General features: G+C 38.7%; 12 protein-coding genes. 5 read left to right on the top strand and 7 right to left on the bottom strand.

The features are described 5' to 3' along the window. Nucleotides 1-404: 404 nt before the first annotated feature. From ACQKOF_RS21045 to ACQKOF_RS21070, 6 genes are all read right to left on the bottom strand, one after another. Nucleotides 405-2,384: a hydantoinase B/oxoprolinase family protein gene (locus ACQKOF_RS21045; protein ID WP_427561300.1), complete on the bottom strand. Its 1,980-nt coding sequence runs from the start codon at nt 2,382-2,384 to the stop codon at nt 405-407. Nucleotides 2,385-2,407: 23 nt separating this feature from the next. After that, entirely contained in the window at nt 2,408-4,432 is a 2,025-nt protein-coding gene (locus ACQKOF_RS21050; protein WP_427561303.1) for a hydantoinase/oxoprolinase family protein, read from the bottom strand. A 180-nt stretch (nt 4,433-4,612) separates the two neighbouring features. After that, nucleotides 4,613-6,010, bottom strand: coding sequence for an aldehyde dehydrogenase family protein (locus ACQKOF_RS21055; protein WP_427561306.1), 1,398 nt, complete (start codon nt 6,008-6,010; stop codon nt 4,613-4,615). Nucleotides 6,011-6,048: 38 nt separating this feature from the next. Then, a complete protein-coding gene (locus ACQKOF_RS21060) occupies nt 6,049-7,377 on the bottom strand; it encodes an aspartate aminotransferase family protein (protein ID WP_427561309.1) in 1,329 nt (442 codons plus the stop codon). A 525-nt stretch (nt 7,378-7,902) separates the two neighbouring features. Continuing rightward, the gene (locus ACQKOF_RS21065; RefSeq protein WP_427561312.1) at nt 7,903-9,549 is read right to left on the bottom strand and encodes a sigma-54 interaction domain-containing protein; all 1,647 of its coding nucleotides are present in this window, start codon (nt 9,547-9,549) and stop codon (nt 7,903-7,905) included. Between the two features lie 162 nt (nt 9,550-9,711). Then, nucleotides 9,712-11,127, bottom strand: a complete 1,416-nt coding sequence (locus ACQKOF_RS21070) for an amino acid permease (RefSeq protein ID WP_427561315.1) — start codon at nt 11,125-11,127, stop codon at nt 9,712-9,714. Nucleotides 11,128-11,510: 383 nt separating this feature from the next. On the opposite strand from ACQKOF_RS21070, the gene ACQKOF_RS21075 reads away from it, so the two are divergent. Further along, a complete protein-coding gene (locus tag ACQKOF_RS21075) occupies nt 11,511-11,792 on the top strand; it encodes a hypothetical protein (RefSeq protein ID WP_427561318.1) in 282 nt (93 codons plus the stop codon). A 17-nt stretch (nt 11,793-11,809) separates the two neighbouring features. On the opposite strand, the gene rpoN is transcribed toward ACQKOF_RS21075, so the two are convergent. After that, nucleotides 11,810-13,147, bottom strand: a complete 1,338-nt coding sequence (rpoN, locus tag ACQKOF_RS21080; protein ID WP_427561321.1) for an RNA polymerase factor sigma-54 — start codon at nt 13,145-13,147, stop codon at nt 11,810-11,812. 223 nt (nt 13,148-13,370) lie between these two features. On the opposite strand from rpoN, the gene ACQKOF_RS21085 reads away from it, so the two are divergent. The 4 genes from ACQKOF_RS21085 to ACQKOF_RS21100 all read left to right on the top strand — a co-directional run bounded on the left by ACQKOF_RS21085 (nt 13,371) and on the right by ACQKOF_RS21100 (nt 17,638). Continuing rightward, the gene (locus ACQKOF_RS21085) at nt 13,371-14,525 is read left to right on the top strand and encodes an acyl-CoA dehydrogenase family protein (RefSeq protein ID WP_427561323.1); all 1,155 of its coding nucleotides are present in this window, start codon (nt 13,371-13,373) and stop codon (nt 14,523-14,525) included. After that, on the top strand, nt 14,522-15,598 hold the full coding sequence (locus ACQKOF_RS21090) for an acyl-CoA dehydrogenase family protein (RefSeq protein ID WP_427561326.1): 1,077 nt from the start codon (nt 14,522-14,524) through the stop codon (nt 15,596-15,598). Before ACQKOF_RS21085 ends, ACQKOF_RS21090 begins: the two co-directional genes overlap by 4 nt. A gap of 70 nt (nt 15,599-15,668) precedes the next feature. Beyond that, the gene (locus ACQKOF_RS21095) at nt 15,669-16,475 is read left to right on the top strand and encodes an enoyl-CoA hydratase/isomerase family protein (protein ID WP_427561329.1); all 807 of its coding nucleotides are present in this window, start codon (nt 15,669-15,671) and stop codon (nt 16,473-16,475) included. 20 nt (nt 16,476-16,495) lie between these two features. Next, complete coding sequence (locus ACQKOF_RS21100) at nt 16,496-17,638, top strand: CaiB/BaiF CoA transferase family protein (RefSeq protein WP_427561332.1); 1,143 nt, start codon at nt 16,496-16,498, stop codon at nt 17,636-17,638. Nucleotides 17,639-17,990 lie beyond the last annotated feature (352 nt).

The raw sequence follows: 17,990 nt of genomic DNA on the forward strand, positions 1-17,990 counted from the left end.
TAAAATTTGGGTTTATATTTGATTAATTAATAAAAAATATACCACCACTTTATTTTGGGCGACTGTTCTTACTTAGTTGGCTGATAAATTATTAGTCTAGGGTACACAATAGTTTGACATGCATATAAACAAAAATTCTATGGATGTGATATTATTGCTCCGTAAGCTTATAATGATGGGATTAGCTATGTATCTTACATTGATAATTCAAAAGGTTTCAAGTAATACTGGAATAATAAACAACAACTCCTTAACTTTAGATTTTTTAAGTTATGTAGTGATATTTTTCATAGTATATGCATTACTGGATATTAAAAATTTGTATACCCTTATTTCGTAGAGAGAGTAGTGTGAACTACTCTCTTATTTATTATACTCAATCAGATTGCGCTAGAACGTTTTGATTATCCCCAATATGCCAAAGAACGTTTCTTCATCGCTTCTCGGTATTGCTCTGTTGAGATTGGCAGTGCTTTATTTGTTTCATAATCCATAATGACACCATATCTTCGAACAACATCCATTTGATTAATTTCACCTTTGTTATACATCTGCTCAACTTCTATTGGGTCTGTTTCGAGCCATCTATGGCGATTTTTGCGAATAGTATCGCGTTCTTTTAATGTTTCGACCATATCAATTTCGAAGGCATCCAAATCACGGTCAATTTCGTGGATGACTACGCCATAATCAAGCTTTGCACGCTCAATCGAAACATATTCATCAATAACGTCCTCTAAAATGGCGTTCACATCTCGTGTTATTGGGTCACCCAAACCACCGCCTCCTGCTGAAGGACGTGTAAAGGAATCCCCTTTCTTCAATTCAACATTGGAGAAGATCGTGCCTAAAAATTCTTCATCCTCTTTGTTTGGATTTAAAATAGCCCCCTGTGCGATAGAAGGTAAGCCGCCCATAATCCCCCATGTAATGGAACGAGAACGGTCACAGCAATAAGACATCACTGTTTGGTTGACATCCGTTAAAACGCCGCCCTTTTCTACACCACAGCCGCCACGGTATTTACCTGGACCAGCAGAATCTATAATGATTTCATGCTTCGTTGTAACAACTGGAGACAAACGCTCTTGCCCTTCGCATGGCTGAACACTCAAACCTACTCCGAACACTGGTGAGGTAGTATTCGCACCATCACGGTCAATACGTCCACCATGACCACCAGCCATCCAGTCATACCACATAAAATATTCACTATTATCTCTCCGTTGATCATACCCACCTATTAATAAGTATTCTAAATTAAATGAACATGCAATCGCGCGCTCAGGCATAATATTCGACCATAATTCGAAGCAAGCATTCATAATTTTTTCAAACGCTCCTGAACAATAGCCAGAGACAGCTACTGGGCTAGGTGCGTTAACGACAGAATTTTCAGGGAGGAATATTTTCACAACACGATAAAATCCTGAGTTCAGCGAAATGTCTGGGAAAAATGTTTTCGTTCCTGCATAAGTACCAGAAAGTGCTGAGCCAAACCCTGCATTTAAAAAACAGCTAATATAAGGATGTGAATCGCTTAAATCATAAGCTATTTCATCCTCCGTAATGGTCATTTTCACACGAATTGGAATGAGGCCATCTCCTAATTGTGGATCCATATCGATATAGTCCACCGTTTCCCATTGTCCTTTTGGTAAAGCTTTAATTTTCGCTCTCATTAATCGCTCTACATAGTTTTGAACTTCCTCAAAGGCTACTAGCACCGTGTGAATGCTGTACTTTTCAATCATTTCTTTGAGTTGTTTCTCTCCAACTTTTGCGGCTTCCACTTGAGAACGTAAATCTCCAATACGTTCTTCCGGGATGCGCATATTCATGACAATAATCTTCACAACATCAGTTAAATATTGACCTTTACTATAAATGCGGACAGGTGGGATACGTAGACCTTCCCCATAATGTTCCTTGGCTGTAATATCAAAGGAACCTGGGTTAGAACCACCGACATCTGCCCAGTGTCCATTTGTTTGCATAAGTGCAATCAGTTTGTCATCATGAAATACTGGTAAAATTACACGTACATCACTGAAATGTGTTCCTCCACGATAAGGATCATTTACTAAAAATACATCACCCGGATGAATATCATCAGCGAAATCCTCTAAGACAGCTTTTGCAGTTAAATGCAATGTCCCTACATGTACCGAAATATCTTGCGTTCCCTGCATAACGGTGTTCCCCTGTGCATCGCATAATGCACAGCTGAAATCTCGATTATAAATAACAAACGAGTAACATGTACGTAGCATTTGTTCAGCCATTTGATCGACTAAATTCACAAAGCCGTTTTTTAACACTTCAAATGTTACTGGGTCTAGATTTTGGATCTTATGATTTGTCTCCAATTTCGTTGTACTCATAGCCAATTCCTCCTTATCGCGTATTAGTTCACCGTTATAATAATATTTTTATAGGCATCTACTTCCGCAGTAAATCCTGGTGGAATAACAGTCGTCGTATCAAGCTGATCGATAATGGCTGGACCTGCAAATTGTGTATAAACAGGTATTTTATCGCGATTATATACGTTTGTTTCAATATATTTACCCTCAAAATAAACAGGACGTGTTTCTTTAAAAGCATCTTCCAGTGAGCCTTCAGAAACATATTGCAGGAAATTAGGCTTTGGTACTGTGCCTATAGCCGTTACACGTAAGCCAAATATTTCTACGGTTTGATCCTTATCAGAAAATGCAAATTCTCGTTCATGTTCTTGATGGAATGCTTCCAAAATAGCGTCTAAGGAAGTTATTTGATCGGATACGGGAACAGCTAGAGATCGCCACTGTCCCTTATAACGAAGATCTATATAATTCGTTAATGTCGAAGTATTTTCAGCAATCCCCTCCTCTTTTAATAACCCTCTTGCCTCTTCTCGTAATTCACTAAATTGATTTGTCAGTTCCTCTGCATTTACTTCATCTAGTTTTTTCACATACGTTTTAGAAATGTCATGACGGACATCTACAAGTAGGCACCCCATTGCTGCTGCTACACCTGGATGAGTAGGAATAATGACTTTTGGGATATTTAAATCTTTTGCCAAATAGGCACCGTGTAATGGACCTGCTCCACCAAAAGCTACAAGCGCGAAATCACGGGGATCATAGCCTCTCCGTATCGATATTAATCGAACTGCATCACTCATATTGGCATTTGCAACTTCTATAATGGCACTTGCTGCTTTTTCAACTGATTGGTCGAATGCATTTGCGATTTTTTTCACAGCATCTCTTGCTGCCTCTTTGTTTAACTGCATCGTTCCATCTAACAAATCCACACCTAGACGTCCTAGCACTAAATTTGCATCTGAGTTAGTTGGCTCATTGCCTCCTCTGCCATAGCAAGCTGGACCAGGCACTGCCCCTGCACTTTGTGGTCCATTCCGTAAAGAACCTCCTTCATCTTTCCAGGCAAGGCTACCTCCACCGGCTCCAATTGTTAATATTTCAATGCTTGGGAAACCAATTGGATAGCCATATTCTATAGACCAGTCCTTTGTAATTCGTATATCCCCCTTATACATCAGTGAAATATCAGTACTTGTACCTCCCATATCTAAGCCGATTGCATTGTCAAATCCGCACAACTTTGCGATATGCTTACTTGCAATTGCGCCAGCAGCTATCCCCGAGCTTGCTAATCTAGCAGCATAGCGGGGCACTGTACTTGAAGTCATGACACCGCCACCAGAATGTAAAACTAATATTTCATCGTCATAGCCCTTTTTCTGCATTTCAGTGCTTAACTTACTAATGTAATTACTCATTATTGGTCCAAGAACTGCATTAATAATAGTTGTACTCATACGCTCATGCTCAAAAATTTCTGGAAGCACCTCACTGGAAATACAAGCATAGACATCCGGTAATTCCTCTTTTAAAATTTCTTTGACCCTCGCCTCATTTTCCCCGTTCACATAGGCATTGATGAAACACACAGCAATGGATTCTGTTCCTCGACGTTTTAATTTTTTTGCTAATAAACGAACTTCCTCTTCATCAATGGCTTGAAGAATATTTCCTTCATAATCTATTCGTTCTGTCACTTCAAATCGATCACGTCGTTGAATGTAAGGCTTCGCAGTATCTTTGTACGTATCCCATATATCTTCTTTCGTCCCTCGTCTGATTTCGATGACATCTCTAAAGCCCTTTGTCGTAATAAGAGCTGTTTTTGGCAGCTTGCGCTCAATTAACGCATTCGTTCCAACTGTTGTGCCATGAGAAAAAATTTTAATATCCTTGCCATTCAATTCTGCTTTTGCTACTCCATTTAAAATTCCTTGCTCCGGGTTTGAAGGTGTAGACGACGTTTTTGTGACAAATACTTCTCCCGTCTCTTCATTAAAAACAAAAATATCCGTAAACGTTCCACCGACATCAATTGCTAAACGACTTTGTGCCATAGCTCTACCTTCTTTCATTTACTAAATTTATAACCATATATAGTTAATGCCTCAAGCGAATGCCCCAGATTTTTTAAAATTATTGCGTACAATTTGAGAAAAATCAGGGTCATTACACCGAGGCATATGTGACGTATATTTTTTTGTTTTCTATCCTAAATTTCTATCAAAATAAACTTGTTACTCACTTTTTGTGCCAATCGTAATTGTTTTATACGTTGTAAAGAACTCTTTCGCTGCTTGCCCCTGCTCACGGGCACCAGTACTTGAGTTTTTCATTCCTCCAAACGGTGCTTGAGGCTCAGCTCCACCCGTTTCATCGTTAACCTGTACAAGTCCTACTTCACTACGGTTAATAAAATCAAATGCTTTCGGAATGTTATTTGTATAAATAGAAGCACTCAATCCAAAATTAGAATCATTCGATAATCGAATCGCTTCTTCATAATCTTTTACTTTGATGACCGCTAAAACTGGTCCAAAAATCTCTTCATGGGCAATCGACATCTCATGTGTTACATTCGTAAAAATTGTTGGGTCAATATAGTATCCTTCTAACATACCTTTTGTAGGACCACCGCCAAATACTAGCTCTGCTCCCTCTATTTTTGCTTTTTCGATGGCAGATAATATAGAATCATATTGCCCTTTAGATGACACAGGCCCCATCGTGACACCAACTTCAATTTTTTTAGCTTCCTCAATTAATTGCTCTAATACCTTTTCATAAACCGCTTCCTCGATGTAAACTCGACTAGTTGCTGTACAACGCTGTCCAGTCTGCTTCATCGCACCTTCAATCGTTAATTTAGCAGCTTGATTAATATTGGCATCAGCTAAAATGATCGCTGCATTTTTTCCTCCTAGTTCGAGCTGAATTTTTTTATTAGTAGATCCAGCAGTATCTAAAATACTTTGCCCGACACTATTTGAACCTGTAAATGTAATCGCCTTTACTTCAGGTGCCTCCAATAATACTTGCCCCACCTTTGAACCGCGACCTTGTACGACATTTAATACGTTTTTTGGTAAGCCTGCTTGTTGAAATAATTCGCCAATTAATTTACCGGTTAAAGCGCTTTCAATAGAAGGCTTCCAAACTACTGTATTGCCGTACACTAATGCAGGTGCCATTTTCCATAGAGGAATAGCGACAGGGAAATTCCAAGGAGTTATGGCAGCAACGACACCAAGTGGTACCCGCATTGTATACAATAATTTCGCTTCATTGGCAGACGGTAACACCTCACCTGTTGCCCGCATCCCTTCTTGTGCAAAATAACGTAAAATGGAAGCACCACGTTTAACTTCACCAAGCATTTCATTTTTCGTTTTACCCATTTCACTCGAAGCTATTTCAGCTACTTTATCCATATTTTTCTCAAGCAAGTCTGCTGTCACACGTAAAATTTCTCCACGTGCAACAGAAGACGTGTTTTTCCAACCTTCAAATGCTTCCTGAGCTGCAACGATAACGTCTTTCGTTTCATCTATTGTCAAAAGCTCAACTTGGCCTATACATTGAGATGGTTTCGCGGGATTAAATTGTTCTCGTATTTCTCTAACAATAGTTGTCATAAAACTCCTCCTTCAAATAGTGATCGTTTACGTCGACATTACTGTTTTTCAACAATTGTTTTACGTATATGCTCAAATGTCTCGTCTAAAATACGTAACATTTCATCTAGCTCTACTTTTGATAGAATGAGAGGTGGAGAAAAAACAACTGTATCTTGATCATACGTAACCGTTCGTAGAATCAATCCTCGTTTCATCGTTTCTTGTACAAAAATTGGACTAAGAGGAGACTCAAACAATTCACCCGTCTCACGGCTCTTCACTAATTCAATAGCTCCAAGTAATCCAAGAGTACGTACACGCCCGATAAAGCTATATTTTTCTTGCAGTGCTCGGAATCCTTCTAACATGGCATCCCCCATGTTTGCAGCATTTTCGACGAGATTTTCTTGCTCAAGGATTTCTATGTTTTTCAACCCAACCTGACAAGCGAGTGCATGACCGCTGTAAGTATATCCGTGCATTAATGTCCCTTTAGAAAGTTCGCAAAGATTTTGATGCAGCTTTTCAGATATCGCCACACCACCAAGTTGAACATAACCACTTGAAACTCCTTTAGCGAATGACATCATATCTGGCACTACCCCGTAATGTTCCATACCGAAGAATTTTCCTGTACGACCAAATCCCGTAATAACTTCATCTGCAATGAATAAAATACCGTACTCATCACAAATTTTTCGAACTTCTTTAAAGTAACCTTTTTGTGGAATATTAACCCCACCTGCACCTTGTACGGGCTCAGAAATAAATGCTGCCACAGTCTCAGGGCCTAACGCTTCAATAGTTTCACGCAAATTACGTACGGATTCGCTGTATACATAGTGGAAATCAGGTGCGTGCGAATTCGTAAAGTCACGAAATGCTTGTAAACCTGTCGCATTAGTAGCCCCCATAGCTACACCATGGTATGACTGTGTACGAGAAATAATTTTTTGACGTTCTGGCTGTCCTTTTAGTAACCAGTAATGACGTGCTAATTTAATCGCTGTATCGTTTGACTCTGAACCGCCTGAAGTGAAAAATACAGTGTTTAAGTCTCCCGGAGTTAAAGAAGCAATTTTCGTCGCTAAACGAATAGCTGGCTCATTACTAAATGATGCGAAGCAGGAACTAAATGCTAATGTAGATATTTGCTCCTTCGCCACTTCGGCAATTTCTTTACGACCATGCCCAATATTTACATTCCATAAAGAAGACATCCCATCAATGTAGATATTTCCTTCTATATCTTTTAAATAAATGCCATTGCCCTCTGTAAAAATGGCTGCTGGACCTTGTGTTTGCTGTTGTTCAATAGACGTTGTTGGGTGTAGAAAATGTTTTTGATCTAACGTTTTTAGCTCTTCTTTTAGTTGAATTGTCATAAATGCCAACCTCTTTTCGTTTAAAATTTCATACATTTTTTTAGTAGCAATTCTCATGCCAACTGATGAAAAAATTATTTTAACGAAAAAAATTGCCTTATTTCCATAGCGTGGTTTTTTGTGAAGCAACAATGTAAGGTTTTTGATTCATCACCAAAAGTTAGGGATTATACTTAGATTAAAACGTATGCTATGTAGTTGATTGGAGTGGAGGATGGGCGACTCCTTGGGGATCAGCGTCACAGATGAGACCCTGGAGCGCAAGCGAAGCAGCTCATCGGACGCCCCCAGGAAGCTTTGCTCTGCGCGAAAGCGAAGCGTCAGCGACAAAGCGCCCAGCCGGAACGGAAATCAACTGCTCCAAAAAGAAAAAGAGACGCTTTCTTGTTTGAAAATGCCCCTTTTCTTCTACATCAATTAACAATATTAATGATGTATTTCATCATTTTCCTTGTATGAATTAGCAAGTATTGCGATAGTATAACTTATTGTGCATGAATGAAATTTTGATGCAAAAATACATCATTAGTCCTCATATGAAATTTGTTTCGTTAATTGGAATTTTTGTATTTTACGTACTAATGTTGACTGATCACAGCCAAGTGATTTAGCAGCTTGCCTGATACTTGGATATTTAGATAAAGCTTCCTTAATAATCTGCTTTTCAAACGCAGCTACTTGCTCCTTTAAAGTACCACTAAACTTCGGGGATACAACTTGTTCCTGGATGCTTTGTATTTCTACTGGATCTTCTAGATCACGTATAATAGTTGGGTTACTATCTAACTCTTGTTGTACAATATATGCTGTTATTTCTGGCTGCGTTGCTAATAAGCAAATACGCTCCACCATATTTTTAAGTTGACGTACATTGCCTGGCCAATCATAACACTCTAATATGTTCATTGCAGATGACTCAATTGTCCGATGGATACTATATTTTTCTTCAACAATAGCTAAAAAATGGTTGACTAGTGGGATGATATCTTGGCGACGATGTCTTAAAGGAGGGATTTCAATCGGAATAATATTTAAACGATAATATAAATCCTCACGAAAATTACCTTGCCCCACCATATCCGCTAAATTTCGGTTTGTCGCAGCGATTATGCGCACATCGATAGGAATAGGCTTTCCACTACCTAGACGCTGAACCTCTGATTCTTGGAGCACACGTAATAATTTCGCCTGTAGTAATAAGGGCATCTCTCCTATTTCATCTAAAAACACTGTACCACCTGATGCAATCTCAAATAACCCTGCCTTACCACCTCTTAATGCACCCGTAAATGCTCCTGCCTCATAGCCAAAAAGTTCAGATTCTAATAAATTCTCAGGGATTGCACTACAGTTAATCGTTAATATTTGCTTATTGTGACGCCGGCTATTTGCATGAATAAGCTTTGTAATCTCTTCTTTACCTACGCCCGATTCTCCACCAATTAATACAGTTGAGTCTACCTCTGCAACTCTCATAACTCGCTTTACAACCTGCATCATTGCTGAAGATATAGCTATTAAACTACTTTTTTTGTGTTCTTTATTATGTAAGGCATGTAGCTTATTTTTAAAATTCTCATTTTGAACTTCTAATTTTTTTACTTCTTTCTCTAACAGTTTTAATTGTGTCATATCACGAGTAATAGCAACTACGTATTGTAATTCTCCGTATTCATCAAATATTGGCTTACCTGAAACTAAAAAGCATTTGCCATTAATGAACGTCTGCAAAATAGTTACTTTTTCTTTTGATTCAATTACTTTCATCGAAATGGAATCACTCATTAATCCTTCAGCGATTACGTCTTTTGCATATCTCCCCATTAAATCAATGCCAACAATTTCAATATCATTATCATTTTGAAATAAAATTTTGCCATCGCAATCACATACTGTAACGCCATCAGATATAGAGTTTAATACTTTAATTGACAATGGGTTCATAAAGTCTATATAGCTATACTGCATGAATGGTTTGACATGAAATAAGCTACCTTGCGAAGTCTCTAATACATGAATAAAATAGCCTTCTACCTTAAAGGTTTCTATTCCTTTACTATAATTTTTAATTATTTTTTCAAGAAGCTCTATTTGGATATCACTTTTAATCATTACCTCATCATTTTTTACAATAAAAAAATGCTCATCTTTATGTAGTTGAGTTATCGACATCTAGATCACTCCTTCACGAACTTTAAATAATTCAATAAATAAAAAAATCCGCTCTTTCTACGGGGCATCTGGAAGCCTAAAAGGTGTTAAAGCATCCTTTAAGTTCTTTCATGGCTTGATATCTCGCAGAAATATTGCGAATTTTTCGTATTTTATAGTATTCTACTCTGAGGCTAGCTTTTCCTCTATTTGTTCCGCTGGTCTTGTCGACAGCTTTCGCATAATCATGAACAACACAACTGAGCCAATTAATACAAATGTACTTAAATAGAATTGTGAACGTAAAGATTCGATGAGGGCTTGGCATAAATAAACGACTGTTAAAATAACAATTGTCACATACGATAAATATGGAAATAGCCACATTCTAATCGATAATGGCTCATCTGAAACTTTGTCATAATAACGCCGGAAACGAATTTGTGAAATAGCAATAAAAATATAAACAGCAATCATTAATCCTCCAACGCAATTACCCAAAAAGTAGAAAATTACTTCAGGTGAAATGAAGTATAGCATCGCACAAACATACGCTACTACTGTACTACCAATAACAGCTGGTACAGGCACACCTCGACGATTCTTAATTTGCGAAAATATTTTTGGAGCATCACCTTGACGCGACATTTCAAGTAACATACGTGAGCTTGTATAAAGAGCAGAATTTAAAACAGAGATTAGAGAAATAAAAATGACTATTTGAATAAGTTGAGCAGCAATTGGAAGCCCTGCCATCGTTAAAATATTTGCATAAGGCGCTGCCAATACTTTAGAATCATTCCACGGGATAATTAAAACCATAATAGCTACTGAGCCTACAAAAAATAAACCTAACCGAAAGACAACGTTGCGAATCGCGCGGACAATATTTCTCGCTGGATTTTCAGACTCTGCTGCCGCAATAGCTGCAACCTCAGCACCACAAATCGAAAATATAACAAAGACAATTGCCGTAAAAATCGGGACAATACCATTCGGGGCAAATCCACCGAATTCCGTTAAAATCCCTATCCCCTTCGGTTCATAATTTGGCCAAATCCCTAAAATCATAGCTATACCAACTACTAAAAATACAACAATAGCCGTAACTTTAACGAAGGAAAGCCAATATTCAAATTCACCAAATGATTTTACTGAATAAATATTAACAATTGTCATCAATAACGTTATGCCTACGCTTCCGAGCCATGTTGGTATCATCGGAAACCAATTATGCAGCATTCCCCCTATGAGTGCCGCTTCTAACCCCACAATAAATACCCAGCTTGCCCAATAAAGCCAGCCTACTGTAAACCCTGCCCATGGGCCAATATATTTCCCTGCATAGGAAGCAAATGAACCTAGCTCCGCTGAACCTCCTGATTTCTTTCCTAATACTATTTCTCCTGATGCCATTTCCCCAACCATTTGCATGATCAGAACTATAAGTAAGCATGCAATCGCATATGAAATCACCGCCGCAGGACCAGTACTTAAAATATTTTTTCCTGTCCCTACGAAGAGCCCTGTACCAATAACCCCCCCAATGGAGATCATTGTAATATGCCGTGTTTTCAATGATTTTTGCAAAGCCCCCATTAAACCACCCCTTTAGTGTTTTATGTAGACATTTACTAGCCCCTTTCTTTCTATTTCAATGTCTATCGTTTAATGAGCAATTCTGATGCCAAACCTATTCAATTATTAAAAATTTCAAAAAATTATCAATCTGTACATCTATTGTTGTTATTTAAAAACTGTCTTATCACCAAAAATTGTTGATGACATTTTATAAAACGTAGTAATTTTTAGTTGATTAGAGTGGAGGCTGGGCGACTCCTTGGGGATTAGCAATATAGGAACGAAGGCTAGAACCATCACATCCTGTGATAACGCCTTCGTGACCAACATCGGTGCCGCTGCCGCTTCGCTTTCGCGCAAAAAACATCGGTTGACCCGAGACCCTGGAGCGAGCTTCGCGAGTGAAGCGGCTCATCGGACGCCCCCGGGAAGCTTTGCTCTGTGCGAAAGCGAAGCGTCAGCAACAAAGCTTTATCTGTGCGAAAGCGAAGCGTCAGCAACAAAGTTTTATCTGTGCGAAAGCGAAGCGTCAGCAACAAAGTTTTATCTGTGCGAAAGCGAAGCGACAGCAACAAAGCGCCCAGCCGGAACGGAAATCAACTTCACGTTATGGTGAGGGTACAAAAATCTATGAATCTTTTCATATGCGATTTTCAAATTTTGATGCAAAAAGACATCATTAACAGTTCAATTACATCACCTATTCATATACTCGATTAAATGAACTCATAATATTCATCTCTTCCCTGTACTTCGCTACTGTCCGTCTGGATATTTGGATACCTTCAGCACTTAAAGTATTTGTAAGCTGCTGATCAGTTAAAGGCTTTTGTCTATCCTCTCCCTCGATCAACTGCTTGAGCCGCTTTTTAATATACATAATAGAATCCATTTTTCCAGAAATATTCATTACTCCTTTTGTAAATAACGATTGGAAAGCATACACACCATGAGAGGTCTTTATATATTTGCCACGCACAGCTCGACTAATCGTTGATACATGTAGATTTAAAATGTCCGCTACATCTTTTAACCGCATAGGCTTCAATCCCTCCTTGCCTTTATGGAAAAAATCCTCTTGCAATTCCACTAGTAATCTAGCTAATTCGTACAGTGTTTTATCACGTTGTTCAATTCCTTGTAATAATAAAAGAGCATCTTTCATTGTATCTTTAAAATATGTTTTACAATTCGGATCATTTTTTAGCATTTCAACATAATGTTTATCGATAGTAACGGTCGGTAAATATCCACGATTTAATTTAATCAGCCATTCCTCTCCTAATCTTTCTACTTCGACTTCTGGCATGACATATGAAATCTCATCAAATTTATCTCCTGTCATCACTGGTTTTAAATTTTTTATATAGTTGACAGTTCTCTTCACTTCATGTAGCGACGTTTTATACTTTTTACTTAACTGTTTAATAGCCTGTGCAGCCACTAGTTCTAAATCCGTTTCGATAAATCGAGAGGCCAATTTTGGTGCAAACGCATCACTGTCTACCTGAATGAGTAAAAACTCCTTATAATTACGTGCCCCTACTCCTACTGGCTCGAAAGTTTGCAGTAAGTCCAATAGTGCCTCTACATGCAAAACATTTGTTTTACATTTTTTAGCAACAATTTCTACATCACCATCTAAAAATAGACGCTCATCTAAAGATTGGATTAAAAACGTTATGATTTTTAAATCTACAGAAGATAGATTTTTATGCATAGGTACTTGTTCCAATAAAAACTGCTCATAGCTTTCTTTTACTGCAAGCTTCATTTCAATAGTGTTAAATGAATTATTTTCCGGCCCATAATATTGCGCAGAATAACTCTTATCGGAATAGCTTGCTAATTGCATAATTTCCTCATATTGCATTTTTACCGTCGCATCAGTGACAACTAACAGTGGATTTTCGTTAGCCTTATCATAAATATACTGTTCTAGCTCATTTGTTGAATATTGCAGTATTTCTAAATGCTGTACTAATTGTGGTGATAACACTTGCATTATTTTTTGGGAAGTTTTGATAGCCATTTGCATACCCCACACCTCCATTACAGAATTTTCTACATAGTAACATGTTTATTCTGTATTTTTCCATTTTTTCATCAGATTTTTTATTTTTAACACTTCGTTCATCACTCCAATCGTAAAAATTTTCTAATAATTCCAAAAAAGTAATTGACTACAGTTATAAGTGATCATAAAATACACATATACAATAATTGTTACCACATTACGGTAAAATTTAAGGAGTGATCAAATGTTTCATTTACCAACTGTGCAATTTACACAAGAGCAAGAGCAATTTCGCTTAGATGTTCGAACGTTTTTACAGGATGAATTAGCAAAAGGGACCTTCACGCCTAAATGTGATTCTTGGCTCAGTGGAGATGATCCTGAATTCTCTAAATTAATCGGTCAAAAAGGTTGGATTGGCTTAACTTGGCCTAAAAAATATGGCGGCCAAGAAAGAAGTTCTATCGATCGATACATTTTAACAGAGGAATTTTTAGCTGTTGGTGCCCCAGTTGCTGCACATTGGTTTGCTGATCGCCAAACAGGACCACTTCTTTTACGGTATGGAACAGAAGAGCAGCGTGACTATTTCTTACCGAAAATCGTGAAAGGTGAATGCTACTTCGGCATAGGTTTAAGTGAACCAAATAGTGGCTCTGACCTCGCTTCGGTTAGCACACGAGCTGAAAAAGTAGAGGGCGGATGGATTGTCAACGGTCAAAAAATATGGACGAGTAACGCACATCTTTGCCACTATATGGTGACTTTAGTACGAACAAGTCCTTTTGATCGCAAAAGTAAACATGCAGGGCTCAGTCAGTTGATTGTTGATTTACATGCGGAAGGTGTAACTGTTGTTCCCATCAAATTTTTAACTGGCGAACATCATTACAACGAAGTGTTCTTTGACAATGTTTTTGTACCTGACAATATGGTTGTTGGAGAGATCGGTAATGGCTGGGCTCAAGGATTAGCAGAGCTTGCCTTTGAGCGCAGTGGTCCTGAGCGAATATTGAGCACATTTCCATTAATCGATGAGCTTATTCAAGAATTAAAGCGCCAAAACAACTTAGAAGGGTTACAGCAAGCGTCTAAAATAATAGCTCGTCTTTGGGGTCTACGCAATTTGTCAATTGGAGTAGCCCAGCTTTTAGAATCTGGTAATAGTGAAGACGTATCTATTCCTGCAGCACTTGTGAAGGCACTCGGTACGAAATTTGAGCAAAGTATTCCTGAAATCACACGCTTAATCGTACAGACTTATCCTACACTCGACGCGCAGCGTAAAATCGATCGCTTTATGGCTGAATCTATTTTACATGCACCAGGTTTTACAATTCGAGGAGGAACTTCAGAAGTACTGTATGGCGTTGTAGCGAAAGGGGTTGTAGCACAATGAGTGAGATGAGAGACATGATCGTTGATGTTGTAGAGCGTATGTTAAAAGAAAAGGTTGATAAAGATTTAGTGGATACAGTGGAACAAGGTCATTGGGCACCAGAACTATGGGAACTGTTTAAAGAAAATGGAATGACTGCTGTAGCCATTACAGAAGAAAATGGCGGTGCAGGTGGCGACTTAGAGGATTTATTGAATATTGTTCGTTTAACTGGAAAATACGCGGCACCGATTCCATTTGCAGAAACAACATTTGCAAATTATTTATTGGAGTTTACTAGTTTACAAGTAATTGAGGATTTGGCGACGTATATGCTATGCCCTAACCAAGCATTTACGTTAGAGAATGGCAAATTAACGGGAGAGGCGATTCAAGTCCCTTGGGCACGTTATACAAAACACCTTGTGACACTTGCCTATAGCACGGAAGGTACACATCTTGTAGAAATAGATTTAAGCCAAGCTGAAATTAAGCTAGGGTCGAATTTAGCAGGAGAACCGCGTGATACCGTGATAGTCCATCATGCTACAGTTTCACAAGTATCTGCTGTGTTATCTCCTGACAAGGTACACACTATAACAACACTCAATTCTGCGTTTCAATTAGCACTCATGACTGGTGCCATCGATAAAATAAATGACTTAACTGTTCAATATACGAAAGAACGTGAGCAATTCGGTCGACCGATTCATCGCTTCCAGCTCGTTCAACAGCATATTGTACATTTAGCAGGTGAAACAGCGATCGCCTTAGCGGCATTTAATAATTTAACTGAAGCCCTTCAGATGAACAATCAAAATAGTGAAGTTGCATACGCCTGCATTCGCTTCGAAGAAATTATTCAAGCAGTGACAACAATTGCGCATCAAGTACACGCTGCAATTGGTACGACACACGAGCATAGTTTGCATCAATTTACACGTAGACTTTGGTCATGGCGCGATGAAGGAGCCAGCACATCTTATTGGACTAATTTTGTCGCAACACAACTATTAGAAAATAGTGGTGATAGTCTATGGGGATATTTAACTTCATATAGTGCAAGCTCTCCACTACTCAAAGTGGAAGGATAAAGACGTCAATTATACAATGTTTTAATTAATTTCTGACAAACCACTAATGACATGATAAGGAGTGTTATCAATGACTGATTTACTTTTTGAAGTGCAAGACCATGTTGCCACAATTACATTAAATAGACCTGAAGCGTACAATGCTTTTAGTGAAGAGATGATCGCTAAATGGATTGAAGCCCTTGAAACTGTTCGTGATTCAGAGGATATTCGTGTTGTCATCGTAAAAGGTAATGGAAAATCATTTTGCGCTGGTGGGGATATTAAGGCAATGCAAGCTGGTGAAGGATTTTTCCAAAGTGAGGACGATATCTCTTCTACAGGGTTAGCGCGAAAAAATTCTCTTTGGAAAAAGATTCAGCGTATCCCCCTTCTTCTTGAAGAAATTGATAAGCCCGTTATTGCACAGGTTCATGGGTTTGCAATGGGGGCAGGACTTGATATGGCCTTAATGTGCGATATACGGATTGCTGCAAAATCTACCAAGATTTCAGAAAGCTACATTAACGTTGCGATCGTACCGGGCGACGGTGGCGCTTTTTATTTACCAAAATTAATCGGTATCGATCAAGCATTGGACATGTTCTGGACAGCTCGTGTATTAACTGCTGATGAAGCAAAAGACAAAGGTGTTGTGACATTTGTTGTAGAAGACCCTGAGCTTGACGAATACACATTGAATTATGCAAGGGAATTAGCAAGTCGTCCAACCACGACATTGCAATTCATTAAACGTGCTGTTTATCAAAGTCAACGGATGGATTTACGTACTGCCCTTGATTACATTTCATCACAAATGGCTATTGTAACAGAGCTAGATGATTTCAAAGAGGGTGTAAACGCAGTTGTAGAAAAACGTAAGCCTGTTTATAAATGACGTGTTTAGGAGGAAGAACAATGCAACCTCTTGAAAATATTCGAGTGTTAGATTTATCTCGTGTTTATGCTGCCCCTGCTGGCTCCATGATGTTGGCCGATTTAGGAGCAGAAGTAATCCGTGTAGAACATCCAAATGGCTCTGATAGTATGCGTGATTGGGGGCCATTTGTGAATGGTCAAAGTACGTATTATTTATGTGCCAATCGCAATAAAAAATCAATCACATTAGATTTAAAGACAATAGATGGCAGAGAAAAATTTAAAGAACTTGTCAAAGATGCCGATGTCGTTCTCGAAAATTTTAAAACGGGTGACATGGAGCGGATGGGGCTAAACCATGAGGAATTAAGAAAAGTAAATCCAAGAATCATTTATTGTGCAGTAACAGGATTCGGTCAAACCGGTCCTCTTGCGTATGAACCAGGCTTCGATCCAGTTATTCAAGCAATGAGTGGTTTAATGCATGTCACTGGGTCACCTGAAGGAGAAGCGACAAAAGTTGGTGTTCCTATTGCAGATATTTTAACCTCTAACTATGTTGCCATTAGTATTTTAGCCGCTTTACGAATGCGCGATCAAACAAATACTGGGCAATTTATTGACTTAGCTTTATTAGATGTTCAGATGAGTAGCTTAGCGAATGTAGCAAGCGCTTATTTAAATACAGGTTTTATCTCAGAACGTCTCAGTAATCGTCATAATAATGTTGCGCCATATCAAGTATTTAACTGTGCGGATGGCCCCCTAATGATTTGCGTTGGGACAGATGGACAATTTAAAAAGTTTTGCACGATGTTAAAACGTGAAGAATGGGCCAATGATCCTCGCTTTATAACAAATACGATGCGCAAGCAACATGAAGCGGAGCTAGTTCAGATGGTTACTGACATTACAATGACAAAAACACGAGATGAATGGATTACCTTATTACAGCAATACAAAATTCCAGGCGGACGTGTGAACACAATTGCTGAGGCACTAGAACAACCGCAATTTATGGCACGAGACATGATTGGTGAAATAGAGCACGAACAATATGGTTCAATCAAATTCATCAAAAGCCCGTTAAAGTTCTCTGATCTAACTATTCAATATAAACTAGCACCACCTATACTTGGAGAACATACAAACGAATTCCAAAAGTCCTCTCTACAAAAATAAAATTACGCTATAATAGAAGTACTTTTATGGTTCATCACTGAAAGTTCGGAATGCCATTTTATTAAAAAGTATGTCATGTGGATAGGTTGATTGGAGTGGAGACTGGGCGACTCCTTGGGGATTAGCGTCACAGATGAGACCCTGGAGCGAGCCAATAGAGGAACGAAGGCTAAGAGCATCACGTCCTGTGATAACGCCTTCGTAACCAACTTCGTGTTGGCCCAAGCGGCTCATCGGACGCCCCCAGGAAGCTTTGCCTGCGCGAAAGCGAAGCGTCAGCAACAAATGTTTTATCTGTGCGAAAGCGAAGCGTCAGCAACAAATGTTTTATCTGTGCGAAAGCGAAGCGTCA

The organism is Lysinibacillus sp. NPDC093190, assembly GCF_050280425.1.
GTDB lineage: Bacteria > Bacillota > Bacilli > Bacillales_A > Planococcaceae > Lysinibacillus.

Excerpts from the sequence above, each read along its gene's own strand:
- ACQKOF_RS21045 (WP_427561300.1), bottom strand. The coding sequence starts at position 2,384 with ATGAGTACAACGAAATTGGAGACAAATCATAAGATCCAAAATCTAGAC.
- ACQKOF_RS21050 (WP_427561303.1), bottom strand. The coding sequence starts at position 4,432 with ATGGCACAAAGTCGTTTAGCAATTGATGTCGGTGGAACGTTTACGGAT.
- ACQKOF_RS21055 (WP_427561306.1), bottom strand. The coding sequence starts at position 6,010 with ATGACAACTATTGTTAGAGAAATACGAGAACAATTTAATCCCGCGAAA.
- ACQKOF_RS21060 (WP_427561309.1), bottom strand. The coding sequence starts at position 7,377 with ATGACAATTCAACTAAAAGAAGAGCTAAAAACGTTAGATCAAAAACAT.
- ACQKOF_RS21065 (WP_427561312.1), bottom strand. The coding sequence starts at position 9,549 with ATGTCGATAACTCAACTACATAAAGATGAGCATTTTTTTATTGTAAAA.
- ACQKOF_RS21070 (WP_427561315.1), bottom strand. The coding sequence starts at position 11,127 with ATGGGGGCTTTGCAAAAATCATTGAAAACACGGCATATTACAATGATC.
- rpoN (WP_427561321.1), bottom strand. The coding sequence starts at position 13,147 with ATGCAAATGGCTATCAAAACTTCCCAAAAAATAATGCAAGTGTTATCA.
- ACQKOF_RS21085 (WP_427561323.1), top strand. The coding sequence starts at position 13,371 with ATGTTTCATTTACCAACTGTGCAATTTACACAAGAGCAAGAGCAATTT.
- ACQKOF_RS21090 (WP_427561326.1), top strand. The coding sequence starts at position 14,522 with ATGAGTGAGATGAGAGACATGATCGTTGATGTTGTAGAGCGTATGTTA.
- ACQKOF_RS21095 (WP_427561329.1), top strand. The coding sequence starts at position 15,669 with ATGACTGATTTACTTTTTGAAGTGCAAGACCATGTTGCCACAATTACA.
- ACQKOF_RS21100 (WP_427561332.1), top strand. The coding sequence starts at position 16,496 with ATGCAACCTCTTGAAAATATTCGAGTGTTAGATTTATCTCGTGTTTAT.